Annotated in this window: 21 protein-coding genes and 1 tRNA gene; 10 read left to right on the top strand and 12 right to left on the bottom strand. The window is 41.1% G+C overall.

Annotated features, from left to right (window positions below; all coding sequences use genetic code 11):
* Positions 1-2 precede the first annotated feature (2 nt).
* On the top strand, positions 3-1,451 hold the full coding sequence (locus tag E3D81_RS13875) for a bifunctional 2-methylcitrate dehydratase/aconitate hydratase (RefSeq protein ID WP_134777841.1): 1,449 nt from the start codon (positions 3-5) through the stop codon (positions 1,449-1,451).
* A 63-nt stretch (positions 1,452-1,514) separates the two neighbouring features.
* Here the strand turns inward: E3D81_RS13875 and E3D81_RS13870 are convergent, their stop codons facing one another.
* From E3D81_RS13870 to E3D81_RS13860, 3 genes are all read right to left on the bottom strand, one after another.
* Positions 1,515-3,629, bottom strand: a complete 2,115-nt coding sequence (locus E3D81_RS13870; RefSeq protein ID WP_167554312.1) for a 3-hydroxyacyl-CoA dehydrogenase NAD-binding domain-containing protein — start codon at positions 3,627-3,629, stop codon at positions 1,515-1,517.
* A 4-nt stretch (positions 3,630-3,633) separates the two neighbouring features.
* Positions 3,634-4,797, bottom strand: coding sequence for an acyl-CoA dehydrogenase family protein (locus tag E3D81_RS13865; protein WP_134777839.1), 1,164 nt, complete (start codon positions 4,795-4,797; stop codon positions 3,634-3,636).
* Between the two features lie 212 nt (positions 4,798-5,009).
* Positions 5,010-5,435: a hypothetical protein gene (locus tag E3D81_RS13860; protein WP_134777838.1), complete on the bottom strand. Its 426-nt coding sequence runs from the start codon at positions 5,433-5,435 to the stop codon at positions 5,010-5,012.
* A gap of 491 nt (positions 5,436-5,926) precedes the next feature.
* Between E3D81_RS13860 and E3D81_RS13855 the strand changes: the two genes are divergently transcribed.
* Positions 5,927-6,679 carry a class I SAM-dependent methyltransferase gene (locus E3D81_RS13855; protein ID WP_134777837.1) on the top strand — a complete coding sequence of 251 codons (753 nt, stop codon included), beginning with the start codon at positions 5,927-5,929 and terminating at the stop codon, positions 6,677-6,679.
* A gap of 59 nt (positions 6,680-6,738) precedes the next feature.
* Here the strand turns inward: E3D81_RS13855 and E3D81_RS13850 are convergent, their stop codons facing one another.
* Positions 6,739-7,269 carry a GNAT family N-acetyltransferase gene (locus tag E3D81_RS13850; protein WP_134777836.1) on the bottom strand — a complete coding sequence of 177 codons (531 nt, stop codon included), beginning with the start codon at positions 7,267-7,269 and terminating at the stop codon, positions 6,739-6,741.
* 1 nt (position 7,270) lies between these two features.
* Positions 7,271-7,603 (bottom strand): phosphoribosylpyrophosphate synthetase, encoded by a 333-nt coding sequence (locus E3D81_RS13845; protein WP_099366142.1) that lies wholly within the window; start codon positions 7,601-7,603, stop codon positions 7,271-7,273.
* 155 nt (positions 7,604-7,758) lie between these two features.
* Between E3D81_RS13845 and E3D81_RS13840 the strand changes: the two genes are divergently transcribed.
* From E3D81_RS13840 to E3D81_RS13830, 3 genes are read left to right on the top strand one after another with little or no spacing between them, the layout of a single operon-like run.
* Positions 7,759-8,814, top strand: a complete 1,056-nt coding sequence (locus E3D81_RS13840; protein ID WP_134777835.1) for an endonuclease/exonuclease/phosphatase family protein — start codon at positions 7,759-7,761, stop codon at positions 8,812-8,814.
* 33 nt (positions 8,815-8,847) lie between these two features.
* Positions 8,848-9,675 (top strand): class I SAM-dependent methyltransferase, encoded by an 828-nt coding sequence (locus tag E3D81_RS13835; protein ID WP_134777834.1) that lies wholly within the window; start codon positions 8,848-8,850, stop codon positions 9,673-9,675.
* 20 nt (positions 9,676-9,695) lie between these two features.
* On the top strand, positions 9,696-10,580 hold the full coding sequence (locus tag E3D81_RS13830; protein ID WP_134777833.1) for an SH3 domain-containing protein: 885 nt from the start codon (positions 9,696-9,698) through the stop codon (positions 10,578-10,580).
* On the opposite strand, the gene bioA is transcribed toward E3D81_RS13830, so the two are convergent.
* The 5 genes from bioA to E3D81_RS13805 are packed head-to-tail and all read right to left on the bottom strand — an operon-like array spanning position 10,569 to position 15,246.
* The gene (bioA, locus tag E3D81_RS13825; protein WP_134777832.1) at positions 10,569-11,831 is read right to left on the bottom strand and encodes an adenosylmethionine--8-amino-7-oxononanoate transaminase; all 1,263 of its coding nucleotides are present in this window, start codon (positions 11,829-11,831) and stop codon (positions 10,569-10,571) included. The genes E3D81_RS13830 and bioA overlap by 12 nt on opposite strands.
* On the bottom strand, positions 11,819-12,817 hold the full coding sequence (gene bioB / locus E3D81_RS13820; protein ID WP_410528426.1) for a biotin synthase BioB: 999 nt from the start codon (positions 12,815-12,817) through the stop codon (positions 11,819-11,821). The genes bioA and bioB overlap by 13 nt, the downstream gene beginning before the upstream one ends.
* A gap of 18 nt (positions 12,818-12,835) precedes the next feature.
* A complete protein-coding gene (gene bioD / locus E3D81_RS13815) occupies positions 12,836-13,462 on the bottom strand; it encodes a dethiobiotin synthase (protein ID WP_134777831.1) in 627 nt (208 codons plus the stop codon).
* A gap of 1 nt (position 13,463) precedes the next feature.
* Positions 13,464-14,636, bottom strand: a complete 1,173-nt coding sequence (locus E3D81_RS13810) for an aminotransferase class I/II-fold pyridoxal phosphate-dependent enzyme (protein WP_134777830.1) — start codon at positions 14,634-14,636, stop codon at positions 13,464-13,466.
* Entirely contained in the window at positions 14,611-15,246 is a 636-nt protein-coding gene (locus E3D81_RS13805) for a hypothetical protein (RefSeq protein ID WP_134777829.1), read from the bottom strand. The genes E3D81_RS13810 and E3D81_RS13805 overlap by 26 nt, the downstream gene beginning before the upstream one ends.
* Positions 15,247-15,322: 76 nt before the next feature.
* Here E3D81_RS13805 and E3D81_RS13800 point away from each other — a divergent pair, with 76 nt between their 5' ends.
* Positions 15,323-16,798, top strand: coding sequence for a PLP-dependent aminotransferase family protein (locus E3D81_RS13800; RefSeq protein WP_245153224.1), 1,476 nt, complete (start codon positions 15,323-15,325; stop codon positions 16,796-16,798).
* A gap of 8 nt (positions 16,799-16,806) precedes the next feature.
* Here the strand turns inward: E3D81_RS13800 and E3D81_RS13795 are convergent, their stop codons facing one another.
* The gene (locus E3D81_RS13795) at positions 16,807-17,232 is read right to left on the bottom strand and encodes a hypothetical protein (RefSeq protein ID WP_134777827.1); all 426 of its coding nucleotides are present in this window, start codon (positions 17,230-17,232) and stop codon (positions 16,807-16,809) included.
* A gap of 364 nt (positions 17,233-17,596) precedes the next feature.
* Between E3D81_RS13795 and E3D81_RS13790 the strand changes: the two genes are divergently transcribed.
* A tRNA-His gene (locus tag E3D81_RS13790) sits at positions 17,597-17,670 on the top strand.
* A gap of 347 nt (positions 17,671-18,017) precedes the next feature.
* Here E3D81_RS13790 and htpG read toward each other — a convergent pair.
* Complete coding sequence (htpG, locus tag E3D81_RS13785) at positions 18,018-19,907, bottom strand: molecular chaperone HtpG (RefSeq protein WP_134777826.1); 1,890 nt, start codon at positions 19,905-19,907, stop codon at positions 18,018-18,020.
* Positions 19,908-20,055: 148 nt separating this feature from the next.
* Here htpG and E3D81_RS13780 point away from each other — a divergent pair, with 148 nt between their 5' ends.
* The 3 genes from E3D81_RS13780 (at position 20,056) to E3D81_RS13770 (ending at position 21,985) form a co-directional block, all read left to right on the top strand.
* The gene (locus tag E3D81_RS13780; RefSeq protein ID WP_134777825.1) at positions 20,056-20,625 is read left to right on the top strand and encodes a suppressor of fused domain protein; all 570 of its coding nucleotides are present in this window, start codon (positions 20,056-20,058) and stop codon (positions 20,623-20,625) included.
* An 88-nt stretch (positions 20,626-20,713) separates the two neighbouring features.
* Positions 20,714-21,424, top strand: a complete 711-nt coding sequence (locus E3D81_RS13775; RefSeq protein WP_134777824.1) for a DUF4397 domain-containing protein — start codon at positions 20,714-20,716, stop codon at positions 21,422-21,424.
* A gap of 66 nt (positions 21,425-21,490) precedes the next feature.
* Positions 21,491-21,985, top strand: coding sequence for a DUF6882 domain-containing protein (locus E3D81_RS13770; RefSeq protein ID WP_134777823.1), 495 nt, complete (start codon positions 21,491-21,493; stop codon positions 21,983-21,985).
* Positions 21,986-22,008: the final 23 nt, after the last annotated feature.

Below are 22,008 nucleotides of genomic sequence, written 5' to 3'. Positions count from 1 at the left end.
AAATGTCATCACATATTTCCAACAACAGACCCAATCCAGATCAAGTATTACTGGATATTGCAGATTATATTCTAGACTATAAAATTGATAGTCAGTTAGCGAAGGAAACCGCCCATTATTGTTTTTTGGATACGATAGGCTGTGGCTTTGAAGCCTTGACCTATCCGGCCTGCACGAAAATGCTTGGTCCAATCGTTCCTGGAACGATTGTTCCGAATGGTGCCAAGGTACCTGGTACCCCCTATCAGTTAGATCCCATCCAAGCAGCCTTCAACATTGGTGCTATGGTTCGCTGGTTGGATTTCAACGATACTTGGTTGGCCGCCGAATGGGGTCATCCATCCGATAACCTTGGTGGTATATTGGCCGTGGCTGATTGGATCAGTAGAAACAACCTGGCGAAAGGAAAAGAGCCATTGAACATGGAAACCGTGCTGGAAGCCATGGTTAAAGCGCATGAAGTACAAGGTGTACTTGCATTGGAAAACTCTTTCAATAAAGTGGGATTAGACCATGTGATCCTGGTTAAGGTAGCATCTACCGCTGTTGTCGGTAAAGTTTTGGGCTTGAACCGCGATGAGTTGGTCAATGCGCTATCTTTAGCCTTTGTAGATGGGCAATCCTTGCGTACCTACCGCCACGCTCCGAATACCGGCAGCCGTAAATCCTGGGCAGCAGGTGATGCCACCTCCAGAGCTGTACGTTTGGCGTTGATAGCACAAAAAGGTGAAATGGGCTATCCATCGGTACTTACCGCTCCGGTTTGGGGATTCTATGATGTATCCTTTAAAGGTCAGGAATTCAAGTTCCAACGCCCTTATGGAAGCTACGTCATGGAGAATGTGTTGTTCAAGATCTCCTTCCCAGCAGAATTCCACTCGCAGACTGCAGTGGAAGCAGCCATGACCTTGCATGGAAAATTAAAAGAATTGGGAAAAACTTCGGAGGATATCAAATCCGTTAAAATCAGGACACATGAGGCGGCCATCCGGATTATCGATAAAAAAGGTCCTTTACATAACCCGGCAGACCGTGACCATGCCATCCAATACATGGTGGCCGTTCCATTGATCTTCGGACGTTTGACCGCTGCAGATTATGAGGATAACATCGCCAAAGACGAGCGTATCGATGCATTAAGGGAAAAAATCACCTGTATTGAAGATCCACAGTTCACTGTAGATTACCATGATCCGGAGAAACGTTCGATCGCCAATGCGCTGACACTGGAGCTGAACGATGGAACCATCCTGGAAGAAGTGGTCGTAGAATATCCGATTGGACATAAACGCCGAAGATCCGAAGGTATCCCGAAACTGATCGAAAAATATAAGATCAATCTTGCTCGTGTATTTGCCGATAAACAACAGAAAACATTATTGCAACATACCTTGGCATACGAAGACTTCATCAAATTATCGGTCAATGACCTGGTTGATATGATGGTATAAGTAGCCATATAAAAAAACATCGCCTACATTTAGGCGATGTTTTTTTATAAAGTAATCTCTTCCTTATTTTGAAGGGCCTTCATTCCAATTGGAATCAAACCCGGAGTAGAATTTAAAGTCTTTCTTCGATAGTTCGATCAAGGATTTCGGGAGCTCCCATTGTTCACCATATTTAGCGAACTCCAGGCAATCATTCACAAAGGCATGCAGGCCTACTTGATCGATATGCCCGAAAACACCTCCTGTCTGCATCGCATAACCAACGCCCAATACCGAGCCTAGATCGCCATCTTTCGGACTGGTCAAAATCCCATCTTCCAAACATCGGTAACTATCCAAGGCCATCACGTGCAACAACCTGTATTTGATCATGATCAAACAGGCTGGCTTAGCAGGCTTTTCAATCTCCTTATCCTCCCAAGGCTTTTTACTTCGGTCCTCGCTGGAGTATTCATAGAACCCTTTCCCTGATTTTCTTCCGTGCCTACCTTCTGCTATCAATTTTTTCAGATAATTATAAGCTCTTTTCTGACTGGCATGAAGTTTTGGTAACTGATCATACACATGAACCATGAGATCCAATGAAATCTCGTCTAATACAGCTAATGGTCCGACAGCAAAGCCGGCTTCCTTCGCTTGGCGATCGATCACCTCTACCGAGGCTCCTTCCAATAACAGGGTAATCCCTTCCAGAAGGTAGTTAAAGAAAATCCTGGAGGTAAAGAAGGCAGGGCCATCATTGACCACAATAGGTATCTTTCGAAGCTTATGGACAAAGGTCAATGCCTCTTCCAAGGTTTCAGGACTGGTATCTGCACCTTTGATCACTTCCACCAAGGCCATCCGGTCTACCGGTGAGAAAAAATGAAGTCCGATGAATCGGCTGGGATCAGCACTAAATTTAGCCAACTTATGGATTGGAAGGCTCGTGGTATTGGAGGCAAAGAATCCTTTTGGATTTAATATCGGTAAGCTTTCCTGGATGACTGCAGCCTTCAGGTTCAGGTCTTCAAAAACAGCCTCAATAATCAGGTCCTGTTTGTCCAACCCTTCAAAATGAGATATGGGATTGATCAAATCCAGGATCTTCTGCTGCTTTTCGGGCGTCATTTTACCCAATTCCATCAATTTGTTGGTCACTTTCTCCGAATAGCTCTTTCCTTTTTCGGCGGCCGCATCGGATATGTCCTTTAGTTGGACTTCTATACCTGCTTTCGCTGCCTCATAAGCTATCCCGGAACCCATCATACCTGCACCTAAAACCGTTAGTTTATTGACCTGGCTTTCCGCCTTAGCACCCAATGCTGCCGCTTCCTTCATGGAATAATACATCGTGCGGATTATGGACATGGTCTGCTTTTCATGGAGGATGTATTCAAATTGGACCAATTCCATGGTCAACAATTCCGCTTTGCTCAAGAAAGGACTGGTTTTAAAAATGATGAAACAGGAAATATGTGCTGGAATATTGGAATTGGCCTGTTTGTTCAGCTTTTGCAGTTCTCCATTGATCTCTTCATCACTCAAGGCTTGCTGCCTTTTAAGGCCGTTCCCTGGTTGTTCCAGGAAGTTTAAGGCATCCACTAGGGCATCATCCAGGTTATCGACAAAGGAATCGATCAGATTCAATTCCAGCGCAGCACTGCCTTTATAGATCTTTCCTTTGGTCAACACTTCAAAAGCTGTTGAAAGAGGAACTCTTTCTTTGAGGTGGACCACCGATCCCATTCCATAGATGACTGCATAGGCCCCCTCTGGAAAACCAACTGTTGCCTGGTTTCCAACGGCGATCAATTTCGAACATGCCAGACCCAGGGTATATCCTATACCCAACAAGGCATGGTCAAAAATACCAACGATCGGTTTTTTTATTTGATCGATCCCTACCATCAGGTCCATGATCTCAAACAACCTTTTCTTGAATTCGATCTTTTCTTTTGCCTGCTTGAACAACTGCCTGAAATTTAGGGATTCAAATGATCCTGAAAAATGCAGGACCAAACCTGTTATTTCGGGCTTAAGCAAATGGTTCTGAACACGGCGTAGTAAAGCGCGTACAAAACCAAAATCCAACTCATAAGGGGTTTCCAATGAATTATGCACATAAATCTCTAAGACATAATCATTGATGTTTCTTTCTTGATACTGTATATGTTCGGGCAGGTGATTGATTTCCATAGATTTATTTTTTTGAATAATCGACTTGGTCGATACTGATCTTGGCCAAGATTTCGAGCATGATTTCGGAAGTACCAGCGATAATGGTGCCAACGCGTACATCACGGTATAAACGGGCAATCTTATAATCTTCGGTAAAGCCATAACCACCAAACATCTGTAGGCATTCTGAAACTACCTTAATGGCCAATTCACTGGCCTGTAGTTTTGCAATGGAACATTCCTTTACAGCATATATCCCCTGGTTCTGCAAATCGCAGCAATGGTAGATAAAGGCCTTCAGTGTCTCCACATCCGCATACATTTGAGCAAAACGATGGCGCAATACTTGGAAATCCTTCAAGGGTTTATTGAACGCCTCTCGCTGTTGAAGATAATCCAAGGTATATTCCATAGCGGATTCCGCCGTGGACAAACTATGTATGCCTGCTGTCAGACGTTCTAATTGCAGACCTCCCATTAAATATTTGAAGCCCTCTCCTTCCACACCTATAAGATGAGATTTCGGAACTCGTACATGATCAAAACCGATCTCCGCGGTATCCGAAGCATGCCAGCCTAACTTTTCTATTTTATTGCAGGTGATTCCCGGCGTATTCCGATCGACCAAGATCAAGCTGATGCCCTTGCTTCCCGCAGCAGGATCTGTCTTTACCGCAGTGATAAAGAAGTCGCCATAATAGCCATTGGTGATAAATGTTTTGGAACCATTGATGATGTATTCATCGCCATCGAGCACCGCCGTGGTTTTCATACGTTGAACATCTGAACCAGCACCAGGCTCCGTGATCGCAACAGCACTTACCATATCTCCTTGGATCACAGCTGTCAGGTATTTCGATTTTAATTCTTCGGAACCATATTTCCAAAGATAAGGCGTAGACATGTATTGGATCACCAGTGCCGAAACACTGAAACCACCAGAAAAACATTTGGAAATTTCTTCGCAGAAGATAAGGGAATAATAAAAGTCAAGATCTAGGCCGCCGTATTGTTCTGGGTATATAAGCCCCATATATCCCATGTCGCCTAATTTTTTCCAGATGGATTTGTCAATCGCACCTTCTTTTTCCCATTTGTCAATGTGTGGGAGAATTTCTTTTTGAATAAATGACTTCAGACTATCTCGGAAAATTAGATGTTCCTCCGTCAATCTTGTGTTGTGCATATAAGTTTATTTGGTTCACAGTGGTTATCCCATAGAAGATAACCTGATTTAACCCTGAGCTAAATAGCCTTTGGGTAATTGGTTCTAATTTAATTAAAATGCCTCGAAAAATTCGTTAAATACCTATAAATTTTACATAACTATTTTGGAAAGTTTAAAGGGTGAATCCCTTACAGAAACACCCTCTAGACATACAAACAACAGTATATTCTTTAATCAAAATATTCCCTACTGATGTCTTCCAATTTTTCAGGAAAGATTTCGGTTGGACAGTGCAATAACTGCCTAATCGAGAATAGTTGATAGAAACTTCGGTCGTCGAGGATATTCAGAAAAAGAAACAATTCTTTTAGGATCAAGCGTTCTTTCTCGTCAGATCTGGTAGACATAATTTCCAACAAGGAAAGCTTCATCTCATTTAGGCTCAGGAAATAATGCGTCAGCCCACCTCCTAAACTCCAAAATCCTTGATCGATGATATCCTTATATTTAATTTTTGCATATAGGTTGTAGATCGATTGTTGCTGTTCTTCATCCAGGTTTTCCAAATTATTGGCTGAAGTAAAACAATTAATAACGAGCTCCTGCATTTTTTCGGACAAGCTCATTTCCGATACATTTGTTATTGGTGTTTCCATATTATTTTGATGAATTTTTGAGAATTGTTTTTCATTCCTCTTAAAAAAGGAATACGCAGCAGATTTACCATTTACCCTATAAATGTGCTGCAAAACTACAATTTGATGATTAATTAATTGTTAAATAATTAATCAAAAAAGGAAATTAACATGTTTCTAATGAGCATCTTATGGAATTGTAATAGCGTTTTAATGGATTTCTAATGTATAAAAAAAAGTCAGCCCTTTTGGGACTGACTTTTACTTGTGTTTTCCTTAAGTAGTGAAAATGTGGTTGTATATAAAAAATCAATAGCAATTTTTACTCCAAAAAATCCAAGTAAAAAAGATTTATTATGTTCAAGGGTCAAATAAGATATTCTTGTAATGAAAAATCTACATTTTCGTTTGCATCAATCTGAATCCTTGCTGGTTAACAAAAGAATAAAGATCAATTTTCTTTGAAAATTTGTATATTTATTAGCAGTAATTGAAGTTAATAGATATGCATTATGGCTACATTCAATGACAATTTTTCTAAGCAAGCTTCCATTTATGCCCAATACCGGCCATCCTATCCGCATGAGCTTTACGATTATCTTTCCGAATTAACCCCCACCCATGAATTAGCATGGGATTGTGGTACAGGGAATGGACAGTCTGCCATACACCTCGCAGATTTTTACGATTCGGTATATGCTAGTGACCCCAGCGAAGCACAGATCACCAATGCCTTCGCCCATGATCGGGTGACCTATAAGGTCGAAAAAGCAGAGGAATCAACATTAAAAGACCAATCAGTGGATTTGGTGGCTATTGCGCAAGCCATACATTGGTTTGATTATGATAAATTTTACGCGGAGGTCAAAAGAGTCCTTAAAAAAGGAGGCATTATTGCCACCTGGGCTTATGGAATACCCAGTATAAATAAGGAATTGGATGTATTGATCAAGCATTTCCATCAAAAAACCGTTGGTCCTTATTGGCCGATCGAAACCCGCAGTATCGATCAGGAATATACGACCATCCCCTTCCCATTTCGGGAAATCGAGCCTCCTGAATTCTATATCCGAAAAAGATTTAAGATGGAAGATCTTTTAGGACATCTTTTGAGTTGGTCTGCAACGCAACGATTCATTGAACAGGTTGGTCACAACCCTATTGATCAATTAAGACTCGAGGTCGAGAAAATCTGGGGCAACCCGCAATTGGTAAAAGATGCCGTTTGGAAAATCTACCTGCGCGTAGGAAAGATCCCTGCGTAAGGATGATCTCTGCGGAGGAAAGGTCATTTGGTATGAAAACTAGGAATGAAGAAAACTATTTAGTTTAAAACCTTTTCATAGGCTCTTCTGGCTCCCCCGCGGAAATACACTTCGCCACAATAGGTATATCCCAGTTTTTCAAAAACGCGAAGCATTCCTACGTTATCAAAGTTCGTATCCACACGTAGGCTGTATACTTGCCTTTCTTTACATAATTCTTCTACCTCTTTCAACATCTTACTTGCCTGTCCTTTGACATAATTTGATTGACTGACTGCTATTCGGTGCACTACGCCATATGCCTGATCACTCAACCACTTCCCTTCTATGATTTCATAAGCAGGTTCTATCTCAAAAATCAAAGCCAAATAGCCATATATTTCGCCATTAGCATCCACATGCACATAGCCATAACCTAATTCTATATCCCGTTGGATAACTCCTAGGTTTGGATAACCATCTTGCCATTGGTTACTTCCTTCCTCTTTCCGCTTATCTATTGCCTGTTTTATGATAGCCCAAATTGCTTCTGCTTCCTCTGCTCGGGCTTTCCGTAGGATAAGATCCTCTAAATTCACTTGAATTGACATACTAACTTCTTGATCTTTTATATAATTCCTCCACCAATCTCGAAGATCTGAAACTGAATTCAGCGCCAAAACTATTCACTACCAAACCCTTCACCAGATTATCCTTGGAAGAGATAGCAAATAAGATGCTTTCATCCGCTGGATCCGTCATACCTTCAAAACGATAGATATCATCGATAATGAATTCATCTGGAGATAATTCCATAGACTTTCCAGCACAGCGAAGACATTCGCCATCCTCTGAAATCAAAAAATCATCGGTATAACCTTGTTTCTGCAGGTCATTTACTGCTTCGCTTAATGTATCGTAACTTTTTCTTGATAGATTTGCCATAAGACTGCTATTAATTTTTCACATCCCTTTCCAAGTAGATCCTTAGGTGGATCCTTAGATGGTATCAAATTATGAAAAATTAGCTGTTGTCACAAAAAAAAGGCATTGCTTTTGCATGAATTAAACTTAAAAAACAAATTAATCTTAAGGGTTGTATGGATATATTCTTGCCGATTTTGGGATGCCTGATATTATTATTTAGTATTCTACCTTTAATCCGAAGTGACTTTTGGACCTTCCGAGTATTTGAATATCCTAGAATCCAGAAATTAGCACTCGTTATTCTTTGGATAGTATTATATATATCCTTTGTAAATAAAGAAGTCATTTTTCAAAAAATCCTATTTTACGCCCTGATCATCAATGGTATCTATCTTTGTTGGCAGATTTGGCCTTTTACACCTTTGGCAAAAAAACAGGTTTATCGTGCTGAAAAATTGGACCCCAACAACCAGATCGCTGTAATGATCTCCAATGTATATGAAGATAATGTTAATTATCAAGGATGCCTTCAGGTGATCCATGAAAATGACCCCGATCTCATCCTCTTATTAGAGACCAATCATACCTGGGCGAAAGAAACGGAAAGCCTAGATAAGGAATACCCTTTTCAAGTAAAAGTTCCGATAGACAATACCTATGGTATGCTCTTATTTTCCAAATTCAAACTTCACGAAATTTCTGTAAACTATTTGGTGGAAGAGGAGATCCCAAGTATATTCTGTCAGGTGGAATTGCCTTCGGGCGAGCGGGTTCAAGTGTTTGCGGTACATCCTACCCCGCCTGTTCCCAATGAAAACCCCCGTTCAACAGAACGCGATAAGGAACTGTTATTGGTGGCCAAAAAAGCCGAAAAGTTGGATATGCCTGTCATCGTAATTGGAGATCTTAATGATGTGGCCTGGAGTTATACCACGGAACTTTTTCTAAAAACCAGTCAGCTTTTAGATCCTCGGCGCGGCAGAGGTTTTTACAATACCTTCCATGCCAAAATGCCTTTAATGCAGTTCCCATTGGACCATGCTTTTATCTCCGCAGATTTTAAATTAATATCCCTTAAGAAATTGGATAATTTCGACTCGGACCATTTTCCTATCTTTGTGAAGGTTCAGTATGAAAAGCAGGCCGAAGAGGAACAAGAGGATAACCAATTGGAGCAGACAAAAGCAGATGAAGAATTGGCGGAGGAAAAGATTCATGCCGACACTTAGGGATATATCTCCTGATGTTTAATTTGAAATAAAATGGCAGACCATACCGCATTCCAACCGGACAATCCGGATGAAGATTATCTAGCGATCAATCGAAAGCTATGGAACGATAAAACCAATTCCCATACTTCTTCTGAATTTTATGATATGCCTTCCTTTTTGGAAGGGAAATCCTCTTTAAAGGAAGTGGAATTAAATTTACTGGGCGATGTAAGAGGTAAAAACATCCTGCATTTACAATGTCATTTTGGTCAGGATAGTCTATCCTTGGCACGAATGGGCGCGAAAGTGACGGGGGTCGACCTTTCCGATGCAGCCATACTCTTTGCGCAACAATTGGCACAGGACCTGGCATTAGATGCAGAATTTATCTGTACCGATGTTTATAATACCCCTGAGGAACTCAATGGCCAATTTGATATGGTGTTCATCAGTTATGGAACCATCGGATGGCTTCCAGATTTGGACAGATGGGCGGCGGTTATTCATCGCTGTTTAAAACCACGGGGTAAATTAGTCTTTGTAGAATTTCATCCGATGGTCTGGGCATTTGACTATGAATTCAGCAAAATAGCCTACAGTTACTTCAATGTCGAAACGATTGTTGAAACCACCGAAGGTACCTATGCAGACCGTAATGCCGAAATCAAAAACAAATCTGTTTCTTGGAACCATCCCTTGAGCGATGTTTTTAAGGCACTACTGAAAAATAACTTACAGATAAGCTCTTTTGAGGAATTTGATTACTCACCCTATAACTGTTTTTTGAATACCGTTCAGGATGGTCCAGACAAATACAGAATAAAGGGGCTGGAAGGCAAAATCCCGATGTTATATGCCCTAACGGCTATTAAATCTTAAGACATTACGCATCTCCTTTTATGAATTTTAGAGTATTTATTTTCGCTTTGAGCTTAGCCATGATGAGCATTTCCTTTAGTTTCGCTCAAGCACCTGCTGCCTATGAAGTGGTGGAGGATTTCAACTTCTATCAGGTACATGATCAGAAAGAAACTTTGGTCTTTGCCAATATGGCCTATATCCGGGAGGAGCCCAGCACGAAAAGCAAGCTTTTGGATTCACTCGCACTTGGAACTGAACTAAAATATATAGGTGCTGATGCCATCAATCCAACCCTCATCCGGAGGATGAAATTACCTTGGTACTATATCGAATACGTGCATAATGGTCAAAAGAAAAGAGGCTATATCTGGGCTGGTCTTTTAGCAGTGGGGTCAAATGTGGACAAGAAAACCGGTAATACGTTCCTACATGGCTTTGCTTGGCAGAACCAAGAAGAGGACAACAATTATTATTGGACGGAACTTAAGGTGCTGGACAAGAACAAGCAATTGATCGATACGGAAAGCTTTGCCTATTTACCATCCAGCCAATCTTTTTCCTACAATGAAATTGCTGATGCCCAAGGCTTAGCAAACAGCAAAAACATCATTAAGGTAAGTTTTTCTGGGGAAGCCTGCGGGATCTATACCTTCGATTATTATTTTTCCTGGGATGGAAAGCAACTCCACACCTTACCAAAAACTTCCTCGGTAAGCGATGCTGGAATATTTTACTATTCAGAGGAATTAGTCTTTCCCAATACCCATAAAAAAGGGAAACAGATCATCGTCAAGCGTATCGAACAAGGGGAATCCGAATCAGACATCAACGATGAAACTGTTTCTGAAGTCATTTATAAAGTCGAGAAATCAGAAGAAATCTATGAATGGGATGGATCAAAATTCCTAAGATCAACAATCTAGGACTTCCAATATCATGTCATAAACGTATTCCAGCTCTTCTTCCTTTATGCAATAAGGTGGCACCAGATAAATGGTATTTCCCAAAGGCCGCATGATGATATTTCTCTTTAGAAATTCTTGGTAAAGGAATTCCTGCCTGCTATGGAAATAGCCATCCTGTTCTGCGGTATGATATTCAAAAGCCAGGACTGTTCCCATCAATCGAGGCTGTTGAACCTTCGGATGCAGCATCAACTTACCTAGAAAAGCAAGATGCTTTTTATGAATGCTGTCCAGCTGTTGTTGGCATTCAGCAGACAATAGGATATCCAAGCTTGCCAATGCTGCTGCACAGCCAATCGGACTTGCTGTAAAAGAATGACCATGAAAGAGCGCTTTCTGCTTCTCATCGGAATAAAATGCTTGATAGATTTCATCCGTACAAGTTGTGATGCCCATGGCCATGGTCCCTCCTGTAAGTCCCTTAGAAAAGCACATCACATCCGGAGCAACACTTAACTGATCGGCGGCAAATAAGGTCCCTGTTCTTCCAAATCCCACAAAAACTTCATCCTGGATCAAAAGAATACCCAAAGATCTACAAAAGGTCATCAGATCTGACAGATCTTCAGCACTGTGCATCAACATCCCTCCTGCTCCTTGGATCAGCGGCTCGTAGATCAGGCATGCGGTTTCTGCTGCATGTTCTCGAATTAAAACTTTCGTCTGTTCCAAATTCAATGAGGTTGGCGGATCTATAAAGATCACGTCGAAAAGTTTGTCGGAAAAAGGAGCAGTCCATTGTCCTCTTTCACTGACCGACATGGCTCCAAAGGTATCACCGTGGTATCCTTCTTTAAATGCCAGTATTTTATTTTTCGGCCTGCCTAGATTATTGCCTAATTGAAGGCACATTTTCAGGGCAACTTCTACCGCCGTGGAGCCATTATCCGAATAAAACACCTTTTGCAGATTGCTAGGCAACAGATTCAATAACCTTTCGGATAATAAAATGGCTGGTTCATGCGTAAAACCTGCAAAAATAACCTGTTCTAAGGTGTTCAATTGATTGAATACCGCATTTGCAATAGTTGGATTGGCATGTCCATGAATACTGACCCACCAGGAAGAGACCATATCCAAGTACCTTTGTCCATTCTCAGCAAATAGATAGGCACCTTCGCCCTTAATGATCGGGATGGGATGACTCAATTTCATCTGGGAATAGGGATGCCAATTGACAGCCAGATCCCGGTCTATCAGTGGGCGCATGCTTCTTTTTTATCCAATACCATAGCTTTTAATCCCAAATTCTGCAGCATCTGCATATCTTCGGAAACACCAGGATTGGGAGTTACCAATAAGGTTTGCCTTTCTCCGGTAAAAATGGAATTTGCACCGGCCATAAAACACCATGCCTGTTCCACTTCGGACATTTCGATGCGCCCAGCACTCAAACGCACCATAGAGGCTGGCATTACGATCCTAGCGGTAGCAATTGTTCGCACCATTTCCCAGATATCAATCCTTGGGAGGTCTGCCAATGGCGTTCCGGCTACCCGGGCCAAGGCATTGATCGGCAGGGATTCCGGATGCTTTTCCATATTCGCTAAGCTACGAAGCATGGAAACCCGATCATCTATCGTTTCGCCCAATCCGATGATCCCACCAGAACAGACGGTGATGCCTGCCTTACGGACATGCTTTATGGTTTCCAAGCGATTATCAAATTTGCGCGTGGAAATGATTTCATCATAGAATTCCTCCGAAGTATCCAGGTTATGGTTATAAGCGTAAAGTCCAGCCTCCTGCAACCTTTGAGCTTGGCTCTCGGTCAACATACCAAGAGTACAGCAAACTTCCAACCCCATCTCATTGACCCCTTTGACCATATCAATGATACGATCGAAATCCCGGTTGTCGCGCACTTCACGCCAAGCAGCCGCCATACAAAAACGGGATGAACCGGCATCCTTCGCTTTTTGGGCATGCGCCAATACCGTCTCTGTTGGCAATAAGGCCTGAACTTTGATATCGGTATGGTACCTTGCAGCCTGTCCACAATAGGAACAGTCTTCCGGACATCCGCCAGTTTTTACGGACAGTAAGGTGGAAATCTGCACCTCATCCGGCTTTTGCCATTGCCGATGTACAGTTGCTGCGTCAAAAACCAATTGCATCAACGGTCGGTTATAGATGGCCAACAACTCTTCTTTGGTCCAATCATGTTTCAGCATATTTTCATTCATGTTGTTCATTTTATCTACTATTTACTACTATTTTTCAATGGTTATTTTGGAGAGGGCATGCTGCATATGTGCTGCATTTAACTCCTCTATTTCAGGTAATTGGATCAACCTGCAATTTTCTGGCATATGTTTCAAAAGGATTTCCTTACTAAAGGGATTGAACTCCCCATTTAGCACCAGATAGTGTAAAGGGATTTGATGGTTTTCCAGGGCTTTTATGCTTAAAAGGCTATGGTTTATGGCACCTAGATAATCCCTACAAACCAGAATGGCTGGAATTGCCAATTTTTTGATAAGATCGATGATACATTCTTTATCATTGATGGGCACAAATAATCCACCTGCCCCTTCGGCCAATAAGTCGATCTGTTTGTCTGGCAATTCGAAATCTTCCAAATGCATTTCGATGCCATCCAAAAATGCCGACTGATGCGGAGATGCGGCAGTATGGAGTCTAAATCTTTCCTTAAAAATCTGGATTTTATGATCTAATAAATGGTTCAGCATCATGGAATCCGACTGCTCAAGGTCGCCAGATTGAATAGGCTTCCAATAGGCCATTTGCCATAATTGGGCTAACATCGCGGAACAAATGGTTTTTCCGACGCCAGTACCTATACCGGTTACAAAATATTGTCTGGGTTTTATGTTCATTTTAAATCGTTTCGTTTAGCAGCTGCTGCATCAATCGGATCTCAGATTCTTGGTGATCGGCATGAAGGCAAATCCGGATTCTTTCTTTTCCTTTTGGAACGGTGGGCGGGAAAATTGGATATGTTAGGATTCCATTTTCCGAAAGTTTGCTTTGAATGTGCTGAAGATCGGCTGCAGCACTTGGGAAAAAACATTGAATGGGAGATGCTGGACCTGTTTTCAAGGATTGGAATAATCGGATGTTTTCAAACAAGCGCATAGGCAATTCTGGATTATTGGCTATGAAATCATATGCTGTCCTGATGGATAAGGCATGGAATTCTGGTTGGGCAGTACTGTAAATAAAAGGACTCGCAAAATTAATGAGATGGGAAATCAGGTCTTTGCTTCCAAGAATACTGGCTCCATGAAGACCCATGGCTTTTCCATAAGTAACAGTTATCGCAAGTATTCGATTTTGAAGCTGAAGTTGATGCGCCAAACCCCATCCAAATACAGCAAAAGCATGCGCTTCATCCAACAGCACATGAGCCTGATATTTTTCCGCCAATTCAACAATCTCTTCGATCGGCGCGAAATCCCCTTCCATCGAATAAAGCGATTCAATCGCAATAAATATTTTGCCAGCCCGCCCCTCGCCATCGCGCGACCCTTCCGCGTCATCACGTCTCCGCCTCGCGTCATTGCGAGGAGGCACGACGAAGCAATCCAAACACCCCAGCACCCTTTCCAAATCCCTCACATCATTATGCCTAAACTTCAACCGTTTCGCATTCGTCATCTTCCACCCATCGATCACCGATCGATGTATATACTCGTCACAGATCAACACATCATGCCTACCCAACAAACTAGAAACAAGCCCAACATTCGCCATATACCCCGATGGAAACAACAAAGCCCTTTCCACCCCATGCTTATCCGCAATAAAATCCTCCACTTCCAACACCCTCTTTCCCGTTCCTGAAATAAGCCGAGACCCTGTCGCTCCCAACAATGCTTCCGGATTATTCCTTGCCAACTCCACAATCTCCTCCCTAAAACCCAGATTCCTCGAAAGTCCCAAATAATCATTCGAATAAAAGTCGATCCCCTCGCCCCTTTCCTTTAAGAAACGTAAAGAACCAAGCCTCTTTCTCACCTCCAGTTTATCCCAAAGATCCTTCATGCTCATTCACAGCGGGAAAAATATGTTTCCTTAATTCAGCGATCCAAAATTCAAATAAACTGCTCTCCAATTTCAAGATTTCCTGCGCATGCTTTTCCCAATCCGAATCAAAAGCCTGCAACTGACTGATCATCTCTTCCAAATGCCCTTCTTCCTCCAAAATAATGGATTTCACATTCACCTTAGATCCAGCTGCACTCAGCAATTCCTGATAAATCGGATAAAGCTCATCCGCCCGAACCTCAATCGCATAGGTTACAAAAAGATAAGCAGCATACCTAAGATCATCATCGGCCAAGGAAAATTGTTCCTTCAAATAACGACAGGCTAACAGATCCAAACGGGCAAGGTACTGTTTAGAAGACCTGGCTGCCAAGAGATTTGCATCCGCATAATCCTCAAAACCCTTCACCTCCAATTTGGAAAGCTGTTTTTTCAGGTAATACGCATGTCGATGCTCTTCAGCGGCGTGTTTTAGTTGGATAATCTGTGTCTTTATGGGATGTTCGCATGCCGAAATTTTTCTGGCTCCGGCATTTTCCATAAAAGAGAGCGTATTAAGCCAGGCCGCATGCAGATGGGGATCAGCAACAATTTCTTGGAGAATGGTTTTCATGTTAAATAATTTCCAACAAAAGTACTATCTTGCCGGACCAGCATAGGGTGCCAGTTTAAAGATAATAGCTAGTCCGGTGGAATATAATTACGCAAGTTTTATTAAAATAGATCGATTTTCGGATGTTCCTGTATACCTTCAGGTCACGAATCAAATGGTATTGGCCATCAATCGTGGCATCCTCAAATCAGGACAAAAACTTTTAGGAAGCAGGCAATTAGCCGAACAATTACATATGCACCGCAATACGGCTACCGCAAGTTACGAGGAGCTGCATAGCCAAGGATGGGTGGATATCCTCCCGAACAAAGGAACTTTTGTGGCTTCCCTACTTCCAAAGACCAGCACCAACCCAAAGCCTGAAAACAAGTATCCAATAAGGACCGGCTATACCTTCAAAAAGTCCTTTCTTTTTGACAACCCTTTTGAATATATCAATTGCAGATATGTTTGGAATGATGGCAGTCCGGATATCCGATTGACCCAATTGGAAGATCTTTCCCGGGTTTATAGCGCAAACCTCAAACGCCGTAGCAACAGAAAGAAAATGGGCTATTATAACCAGGAAGGCAGTGAATATTTTAAGGAGCAATTGGCCTCTTATCTGGCTAAATCGAGAGGATTAAAGATCAGCCCGAGTAACCTATTGATCACGAGGAGCATGGAAATGAGCCTTTATATCCTTTCTGAGGTCATCCTTTCTCCCGGAGACCTAGTCTTGGTTGGGGAATTGAGTTATTTCTCGGCAAACATGATCTTTCAAAAATCAGGAAGCCAGCTCATGACCGTACCAATTGACGAAGAAGGCATGGATATAGATGCTGTACGCCATATTTGCCAAAACCATAAGGTACGGATGGTCCATATCAGCCCGCATGTGCATTATCCGACTACCGTGAGCCTCAGCCCTAAAAGAAGGATGGAACTGCTACGATTGGCCAAGGAATATGGATTCATCATTGTCGAAGATGATCAGGAGTATGATTTTCAATACGACAAACCGGCTTTGGTTCCATTGGCTAGCCACGATGATGGCGGGATGGTCATCTATGTGAGTTCATTCGGTAAGTCCCTAGCTCCAGGATTCCGAACGGGATTTATTGTCTGTCCGGAAAACCTCATTCAAGAGCTGAAGAAACACCTTGGCATGATCGACCGCCAAGGTGACGTATTGATGGAACAGGCTTTAGGCGAGCTGATCGAAGATGGCAGCATCAATAGGCATCTGAAAAAGTCCTTAAAGATTTATCGGTTTCGAAGAAATGAAATGGCGGTCCGATTGATGGAAGAGCTGGGTGATGTAATAGACTTCCAGATCCCCAATGCTGGCCTAGCATTTTGGTTGACCTGGAAAAAAAACCTCAATCTGTTTAAGCTTTCGCAATTGGCGTTAAAGCATGATTTGTACATTCCTAAGACCATTCTCTATCAAAACAACAAGTTAACCGGCATGCGGGTTGGATTCGGTCATTTAGACCAACAGGAAATGGAACAGACAATAAGCATACTAAAGAGTATGGTATTGATGCTGGATAAAATTGATCCTAAATAAAAAGGGAATTAGGCGGGTTCGTTAGCAGCGAACTGATCACCTGTAAGGCTCAAAGGATTTTTATAATGAATATACAAACGTTTATATTTAACCATGTCTCTAGATTCTGTCAGATACGACATCTTACAGTCTCGGAACACCAATCGCGCTGCTTTCTTTTCCATTTTACTGGCATATTCAATGAATTTGCGGAAAATTTCTCTCCGTTCATTGGTATTGAACTGACTCTGTTCACAGATCTGCACAATTAGCTTTTCATTAAAAAAAATCTTGACCCTATTATTTTGTACATTCAAAAGATAAATAACTGGAGATGGTCCATCATTTGGGAACAAACCAAAGCCCACTCTTCCCTCTTCATCATTAAATACATAGGCAAAGAAAGTAAATGTTCCTATTGGACTGATATCTACTAAAATATTCTTAGAAACCATGTTTTAAACTAGTTTGGTGATTGTTACCCATTATTGGATATCCTATCAAATATATCAAATAATCTAATTATTTGTTATTATGTATTTTTTTAATAATAATAATTAAACAAATAATTAACCACGAGGATTTACCTTTAATTTTAACAGTTTTATCAGCTACAAATCAACAACTTATATCATAAATGTTACAACAAACTTGAAAATTCACCTACCCCAATTGGGGTATAAACGCAGGTTGTTTGAATAAGTTTCCTAAAAAATTATCTAATTCAAAATGAGCTTATTCGATGGTCTTGGATAAAATCTACTTGAATTTATTTGGAGAATATGCTTTTTAGTTCTACTTTTGTATCACAAAAACACGGTAGGTATAGCTCAGTTGGTTAGAGCACTAGATTGTGGTTCTAGGGGTCGTGGGTTCGAGCCCCATTACTTACCCGGTTAAGAGGCGTCCAAATGGACGCCTTTTTTTATTGAGTTTCCTTCGTAGTTAAAGCATACTGAAAGTAACCTTAAAGTATGTAAAATCTATGTTTTATATACTAACCTCCTACTTTAACCTTACTTTAAACCTACTTAAAGTACGATTATGACCCAAAAACAAACATATTTTGAAGGCACAACATAGACACCACCTCGAGAAAATGGATAATTAATGTTAAGATAAGAAGCTTAATCTAAAGGTGTTAAAACTGATTGAATAATCCTAATTTTATTGGTTTACCTAAAAACAGAAAACCCCAATCTCCATTGGGGCTTTCTGTTTGTAATATTTTATAGTTGAATTAAATCAAATCCACACTACGTTTAACAAATGCTGTCAATTCAGGACCTGTCAGCAATCCTCTGGATAATAATGCCAAGTCAAAGGCCTGTTTCGCCAATTGGGATCCTTCTTCTTCCGAAGATTCCAAAATACGTTTCACCAATGGATGGTTTCCATTAACCGTAACCTTATAATTATCCGGAATACTTCCATAAAAGCCCATGCCACCACCTGTTTTCGCCATATCCTTCATTCTGCGCATAAACTCATCCATGGTCACCGAAACTGGGAAATCCCCTTCAGGCAAGGCATCGATCTCCACCTTCATGTCTGCTCTTGAAATCGCCTTTTCAAAGATCTCCGAAGCCTTCTTGCTCTCCTCTTCGGAAAGGTTCAGACTGATCTGCTCATCTTTTGGAATCAATTTTTCGATCACATCCGAGTCAATACGTTTCAATTGTACCTTCTCCCCTCCTTTTTGCTCCAAATAACCCGTAAAATGCGTATCCAAAGGACCATCTAATTCCAATACATCATAACCTTTGGCTTTTGCACCTGCAATAAAGCTGTCCTGTTGTGATTTATCGGTCGCATAGAGGTATACAATATTGCCATCTTTATCCACCTGGATATCTTTGACCTTCTCGTAATATTCCTTAATGGTAAAGTATTGATTATCCACGTCTTTCAACAGACAGAAATCATTCGCTTTTTCAGCAAATTTCTCATCGGTCAACATACCGTATTTGATGAACAGACCAATATCTCCCCATTTCTCTTCAAACCCTTTACGGTCAGCTTTAAAGATTTCCTGAAGCTTATCAGCTACCTTCTTCGTGATGTAATTGTTGATCTTCTTCACATTGCTATCCGCCTGAAGGAAGGAACGGGAAACGTTCAATGGAATATCCGGTGAATCAATAACCCCTTGCAACAACATTAAGAATTCAGGAACGATATCCTTCACTTCATCCGTAATAAATACCTGACGGGAATACAACTTGATTTTGTTGCGTTGGATCTCCATCTCGTTCTTTACTTTCGGGAAATACAGGATACCTGTCAGGTTGAACGGATAGTCTACATTCAAATGGATCCAAAACAAGGGTTCGTCCATCGAATGTGGATACAGTTCATGATAAAAATCCAAATAATCCTTATCGGTCAATTCGGATGGCGATTTTGTCCAGGCAGGGTTTGTATTGTTGATGATATTATCAACTTCCACACTTTTATACACCGGTTTACCATCGGCATCTACGCCATCTTCTTCGCTGCTCGTTTTGGTACCAAAGCGAATCGGAACCGGAAGGAATTTCGCGTATTTGTTTAAGATCTCCTGGATTCTAGCCTTATTCAAGAATTCTGCGGATTCTTCATTGATATGAAGGATCACATCGGTTCCGCGCGTGGTACGTGTGCCTTTGGAGATCTCATAAGAGGTAGAACCATCACAGGTCCAATGTGCAGGTTCTGCACCTTCCTGATAGGATAATGTATCAATTTCAACCAGATCCGCCACCATGAACGCCGAATAGAATCCCAATCCAAAACGGCCGATAATTTCATTGGCATCATTGGCTTCTTTGAATTTCTCCATGAATTCCGTAGCACCGGAAAAAGCGATCTGATTGATGTATTTTTTGATTTCTTCGGCCGTCATTCCGATACCATGATCAGAGATGGTAATGGTTTTTGCGTTTTCGTCCAATTTAACATCGACGGTTAAATCGCCAACTTCACCTGCATATTGACCTAAAGAAGCTAATCTTTTGATTTTTTGAGAGGCATCTACGGCATTGGAAACCAATTCGCGTAGGAAAATCTCATTGTCTGAGTATAAGAACTTTTTAATAACCGGGAAGATATTCTCGGTATGAATGGAAATTGTACCTTTCTCTTCTTGCATATCCTTAATTTATAATATTTTTCTATAGTTTGTCCAGTACATTATCAAGGAGTATTCCATTGTTAATTTTAAGTCAATTTGACAGCATCAACTGCAATTTTTACATAAAAAGGCTACTTTAGCGGAATAATCATTGCAAAAACATCTTATGGCCTTCAGCAAACCTGGTTTTTTAAAATCTCCATTGGAACATTATCGCGATAGTATGGAAAGCGTTATGGGCAAGAAATCGGCCGTGTTTCGGGAAAAATCAGTCAAAAAAGGCTTACCTTTTGTTTATACCCTGGTATTCAACCAAGATACTTCGGAGCCCTTGTGCACATTTTCATATGGCGCATCTTTTGCGGTTACTCCCGATCAGAAAGAAAAGGTGGAGTTGATGCTGCAGATGGATAGCGAAGATATGGCTTGGGCACATGTTGTAGGTTATCTAGCGAATCAATTGCGTGGCGATTGCCCCTTCAACCCAGGGGAAATCATCCGATTTGGACAAAAAATTAGCCAAGAATCCAAATTAAATTCATTCGTGCTGGTCACGCCAGATCTTGATGGACTACCAAATCCAGTCTTTGATGGCAAAAAGTCCACTGGTGTTCATATTATGCAGCTTTTGCCTATCTATGAGGAGGAAGTTTTAAGCATTGCAAGACTGGGATTACCGCAATTTTTGGCCTTGATAGACCCTCATAAAACCAATCCACTCCGAAAATCTTTTTAATTTTTTCTTTTCCTGTGTAGCAATTTTGAAGGCGTTAACGTATTTAGGATAGAACGTTCTGAATTTTAAAGAAAAGAGATAATTGAACATGAAAAAATTTAGCATTTTATTCGTTTTTGTAGCAGGAGTATTCAGTCTTACAAGTTGTTTGAAAGACGATTCAGATATACCTTCTACATCAGTAGTCACCTTAACCAACCTTTACCCTACTGAAAGTGGCGTACTTTACTTGGTAAACAACAACCAAATTCAAATACAATCTGGAAAATATAAATCCAACGAAGGATTTTTAGCTATCCCAGGTAATAAGAACATCAAAGTTATTGACCGTTCCAAACTTACAAAAGAAGGCAGCAATGCCAACGAAGTGATGATTGACACCAATTTGACCTTCATTGACACGCTTTCTTACAGTTGTTTTGTTTACGGACAGGTGGAGAAACCTAAATTCGTACGTGCGAAAAACATCGCTGTAAAGGATTTGGGAACAAAATCAGGTGTTCGTGTATTCCATTTGGCAACAGGAGCAGAAAAGATCAACATCACGATTGGTGATCAAGAGATTCCAGCTTTCATGAATAAAGTTCAGGAAAGTGCAGCGACGATCGAAACTACGGAGGTATTTCGCCCTGTAAATTCTGGAACATTTACGATCAAAGCCACTGATGAAGCCGGAAACCTTTTGGCTCAAAAAGAAAATGTGAACCTAAAATCTGGTTCTTACCATAATATCCGCATCAACGGTATCAAAGGAAATGAGAAATTCCCACTTGAAATCAGCTTGAGCGACCAAGAATAGGCAGCTTTACAATACATCCATAATTAGATTAGCCCATTTTATATGGGCTTTTCTTATTTTTATACCATGGAAAACATTTCAGGTGAAAACCAAGCTGCTAAAAACATAGCTTTCAATGATGCCTTTCTGGTCCTGCACGGAAAAGCCCATGAGTTTGTCACCGATAAACAGGAAGAATTGCTATTGAATTTTGGATTGGAAGATTTTAGCGATTATGCGCTGGATGAATCCCAAAACAGCATACAGTTTTTCCATGCAGATGGAAGTCCTTCCCTTTCCTTCCAATATCTTCTGATTGGGACTTGGAACCGTAGCGAAAATACCTGGACTTGGGCTTGGGCTTGGGAGGGTGATCATCCTATTCAAGAAGATCTGGAGGTGATCTATAATTATGGTGAATTTTATGGTTTCGAGGCATTGACCACAAGAAATTGGCAAGCCACCGAAAAGCATGCTTGGGCCGTTGGGGCAGTATCTGCCTACCTCCGTGGTGCAAATGGTATTTTCAAATTACCTTTTGAAGACGTTGATAAGTTTATCCTACTCCAAAAAATTCAATAAATTCCTTATTTTCGCAAACATTT

Source organism: Sphingobacterium sp. CZ-2 (genome assembly GCF_004526235.1).
In the GTDB taxonomy this organism is placed as follows: domain Bacteria; phylum Bacteroidota; class Bacteroidia; order Sphingobacteriales; family Sphingobacteriaceae; genus Sphingobacterium; species Sphingobacterium tenebrionis.
The sequence above is the reverse complement of the archived record's forward strand: the minus strand, read 5'-3'. Positions and strand labels throughout refer to the sequence as shown.

Coding starts and splice junctions, on each gene's coding strand:
- E3D81_RS13875 (WP_134777841.1), top strand. CDS start 3: ATGTCATCACATATTTCCAACAACAGACCCAATCCAGATCAAGTATTA.
- E3D81_RS13870 (WP_167554312.1), bottom strand. CDS start 3,629: ATGGAAATCAATCACCTGCCCGAACATATACAGTATCAAGAAAGAAAC.
- E3D81_RS13865 (WP_134777839.1), bottom strand. CDS start 4,797: ATGCACAACACAAGATTGACGGAGGAACATCTAATTTTCCGAGATAGT.
- E3D81_RS13860 (WP_134777838.1), bottom strand. CDS start 5,435: ATGGAAACACCAATAACAAATGTATCGGAAATGAGCTTGTCCGAAAAA.
- E3D81_RS13855 (WP_134777837.1), top strand. CDS start 5,927: ATGGCTACATTCAATGACAATTTTTCTAAGCAAGCTTCCATTTATGCC.
- E3D81_RS13850 (WP_134777836.1), bottom strand. CDS start 7,269: ATGTCAATTCAAGTGAATTTAGAGGATCTTATCCTACGGAAAGCCCGA.
- E3D81_RS13845 (WP_099366142.1), bottom strand. CDS start 7,603: ATGGCAAATCTATCAAGAAAAAGTTACGATACATTAAGCGAAGCAGTA.
- E3D81_RS13840 (WP_134777835.1), top strand. CDS start 7,759: ATGGATATATTCTTGCCGATTTTGGGATGCCTGATATTATTATTTAGT.
- E3D81_RS13835 (WP_134777834.1), top strand. CDS start 8,848: ATGGCAGACCATACCGCATTCCAACCGGACAATCCGGATGAAGATTAT.
- E3D81_RS13830 (WP_134777833.1), top strand. CDS start 9,696: ATGAATTTTAGAGTATTTATTTTCGCTTTGAGCTTAGCCATGATGAGC.
- bioA (WP_134777832.1), bottom strand. CDS start 11,831: ATGCGCCCACTGATAGACCGGGATCTGGCTGTCAATTGGCATCCCTAT.
- bioB (WP_410528426.1), bottom strand. CDS start 12,817: ATGAACAACATGAATGAAAATATGCTGAAACATGATTGGACCAAAGAA.
- bioD (WP_134777831.1), bottom strand. CDS start 13,462: ATGAACATAAAACCCAGACAATATTTTGTAACCGGTATAGGTACTGGC.
- E3D81_RS13810 (WP_134777830.1), bottom strand. CDS start 14,636: ATGAGCATGAAGGATCTTTGGGATAAACTGGAGGTGAGAAAGAGGCTT.
- E3D81_RS13805 (WP_134777829.1), bottom strand. CDS start 15,246: ATGAAAACCATTCTCCAAGAAATTGTTGCTGATCCCCATCTGCATGCG.
- E3D81_RS13795 (WP_134777827.1), bottom strand. CDS start 17,232: ATGGTTTCTAAGAATATTTTAGTAGATATCAGTCCAATAGGAACATTT.
- htpG (WP_134777826.1), bottom strand. CDS start 19,907: ATGCAAGAAGAGAAAGGTACAATTTCCATTCATACCGAGAATATCTTC.
- E3D81_RS13780 (WP_134777825.1), top strand. CDS start 20,056: ATGGCCTTCAGCAAACCTGGTTTTTTAAAATCTCCATTGGAACATTAT.
- E3D81_RS13775 (WP_134777824.1), top strand. CDS start 20,714: ATGAAAAAATTTAGCATTTTATTCGTTTTTGTAGCAGGAGTATTCAGT.
- E3D81_RS13770 (WP_134777823.1), top strand. CDS start 21,491: ATGGAAAACATTTCAGGTGAAAACCAAGCTGCTAAAAACATAGCTTTC.